The organism is Williamsia sp., assembly GCF_036566845.1.
Lineage (GTDB): Bacteria > Actinomycetota > Actinomycetes > Mycobacteriales > Mycobacteriaceae > Williamsia.
Genome location: NZ_DATCVM010000229.1, coordinates 1 through 2,670, shown reverse-complemented (window position 1 = coordinate 2,670; position 2,670 = coordinate 1). Strand labels below are relative to the sequence as shown.

General features: G+C 64.0%; 3 protein-coding genes. 2 read left to right on the top strand and 1 reads right to left on the bottom strand.

The features are described from left to right. A partial coding sequence (locus VIQ49_RS21830; protein ID WP_331888590.1) for a hypothetical protein occupies positions 1–461 on the top strand: 461 nt, incomplete at its 5' end. 146 nt (positions 462–607) lie between these two features. Beyond that, positions 608–1,951: an NADP-specific glutamate dehydrogenase gene (gdhA, locus tag VIQ49_RS21825; protein WP_414731684.1), complete on the top strand. Its 1,344-nt coding sequence runs from the start codon at positions 608–610 to the stop codon at positions 1,949–1,951. 21 nt (positions 1,952–1,972) lie between these two features. On the opposite strand, the gene VIQ49_RS21820 is transcribed toward gdhA, so the two are convergent. Next, positions 1,973–2,446, bottom strand: coding sequence for a TspO/MBR family protein (locus tag VIQ49_RS21820; RefSeq protein WP_331888588.1), 474 nt, complete (start codon positions 2,444–2,446; stop codon positions 1,973–1,975). Positions 2,447–2,670 lie beyond the last annotated feature (224 nt).

The following is a 2,670-nucleotide window of genomic DNA, read 5'->3' as shown; positions in this document are numbered from 1 at the left end:
CATTCGCCGCCGCTGGACTGGCCATCGCGGCCGCACCGACGGCCTCCGCCGTTCCCGGCGGCCCCACCCTGACCGCCGCCGCCGTGCCCGTCTACCAGATCCCCGCGATCGGCCTCCAGGTCAGCGGATTGGTGGTGCCCGGACCACTGCTGCTGTCGGTGAACGCATCGTCGCAGTCACCGGGCAACACCACCTTCAGTGCACCAGCCCGCCCGGAAACCTGTTCGTCCAGCGCTGCCGGATCGCTCGTCCGGATCAACTTCGTGAACCTGAGCACCGGCACCGCCGGGTCGACCACCGTGAAGCCCTGTCCGTACTACCTCAATCCGACACCCGTTCAGTCGACCGTCCACACCGGTTCGGGCCCGGTGGCCATCACCGTATCCATCACCGGATCCTGGGCATATCCCAACGCCGGCCAACCGTCGCTACCCGGTTTCGGAGGATTCGTCGCGCCCTGACCACCGTTGCGCCGGTCACATCCACCGGGGCCTGGACAATTCACCTATCGGTCGATCGATAGGCTCACCCACGGTTCAGGTGTATGACGCCTGCCAGCGAGCTCATACCCCCGTGAGCTCGGCGGATGAAGGGCGCGACGATTCCGATGACCGATACGCAGCTGCAGGATCTTTACGACGAAGTGATCGCCCGCAACCCGGGTGAGCGTGAGTTCCACCAAGCCGTCAAAGAGGTGCTCGACAGTCTCGGTCCCGTTGTCGCCCGCCACCCGCAGTACACCGACTCCGCGATCATCAAGCGACTCTGCGAACCCGAACGCCAGATCATCTTCCGTGTCCCCTGGACCGACGATGCCGGCCAGGTCCAGATCAACCGCGGTTTCCGGGTCGAGTTCAACTCCGCACTCGGGCCGTACAAGGGCGGACTGCGGTTCCACCCGAGCGTCTACCTGGGCATCGTCAAGTTCCTGGGGTTCGAGCAGATCTTCAAGAACGCACTCACCGGTCTGCCCATCGGCGGCGGCAAAGGCGGATCCGACTTCGACCCCAAAGGCCGGTCCGACGCCGAGGTCATGCGTTTCTGCCAGTCGTTCATGACCGAGCTCTACCGGCACATCGGCGAACACACCGATGTTCCGGCCGGCGACATCGGTGTCGGGGGTCGCGAGATCGGCTACCTGTTCGGCCAGTACAAGCGCATCACCAACCGCTACGAATCCGGTGTCCTGACCGGGAAAGGACTGTCGTGGGGCGGTTCTCAGGTACGGACCGAAGCCACCGGGTACGGCACAGTCTATTTCGTCGAGGAGATGCTGAAGGCGGCCGGTGAGTCGTTCGACGGAAAGCGTGTGTCGGTCTCCGGGTCAGGAAACGTTGCCATCTACGCCATCGAGAAGATCCAGCAACTCGGCGGCATCGTCGTCGCATGCTCGGATTCGAGTGGATACGTCGTCGACGGCAAGGGCGTCAACCTCGAACTGCTCAAAGAGATCAAGCAGACCCGACGCGGCCGCATCGAGGAGTACGCCGAAAGCCGGGGTGCCAGTGCGACATTCAGCACCAACGGCACGATCTGGAACGTTCCGGTGGACATCGCCCTACCCTGTGCGACGCAGAACGAACTCCAGGTCGACGACGCCAAGTCGCTCATCGCACACGGCACCACGATCGTTGCCGAGGGCGCGAACATGCCCACCACCCCCGAGGCGACCAGATTGTTCGCCGACTCCGGAGTACGGTTTGCGCCCGGTAAGGCCGCCAACGCCGGTGGGGTGTCGACCAGCGCGCTCGAGATGCAGCAGAACGCGTCGCGGGACTCCTGGACGTTCGAGCACACCGAGCAGCGTCTCGCCGAGATCATGCGGAACATCCACGACACGTGCCTGCACACCGCGGACGACTACGGTGTTCCCGGCAACTACGCCACCGGCGCGAACATTGCCGGCTTCACCCATGTTGCCGATGCGATGATCGCGCAAGGCCTCATCTGAGCATCGCACCACCGCGATCGGTCAGCGATTACGACGCCAGATGTCGCCGGAGAGCACGGTGGCGAATCCACACCAACCGGCGTATGGCGCCAGGGCGCCGGCCGCGGTGGTCGATGCCGGTGCCGCGCGGCGGACCAGATCGGCACTGCTGACAGTGAGCGCCGCAGCTGTCAGTGTCGCCATGCCGGTGCGGTGCGCTTTGAAGAACACCCAGGTCCAGGCGCCGTTCAAGATCAGATTCACGGTCAACGCGCGCTCGAAGGCCGCCGCGTCGATATGCCGCATGTCGTCGTTGAGAGCATCGATCGTGGCCGCGGAACTGATGGCGACGTCGGTGTACAGCGCCGTCCACACGATCGGGAACACCGACGCGGGAGGCTGAAAGGGCGGCTTCGACAATCGCCGGTACCACCGCGAGTTCGTGTCCCTCGATGCGAGCGAACCGATCACGGCCGTAATGGCGACCGCACCAGCAGTTTTGACAATCGAACGCACGGCAGGCACTCCTTCGACGTCGAACAGACCCACTGCCAAACGTACCCGCCAGACACGGCCACCCACTACGCGATGGCCGGAGGCTGCAAAAGGACTTTCGACTCGGGGCACTAGTGTCCTGCGCCTGAAATATCTTGTTTAATTGTAGAATTGGTTCATGGCACGCACTGGTCGGCCGAAGGCGCCGCTGGATCTGACCCAAGCTGAACGCGACGAGTTGAACC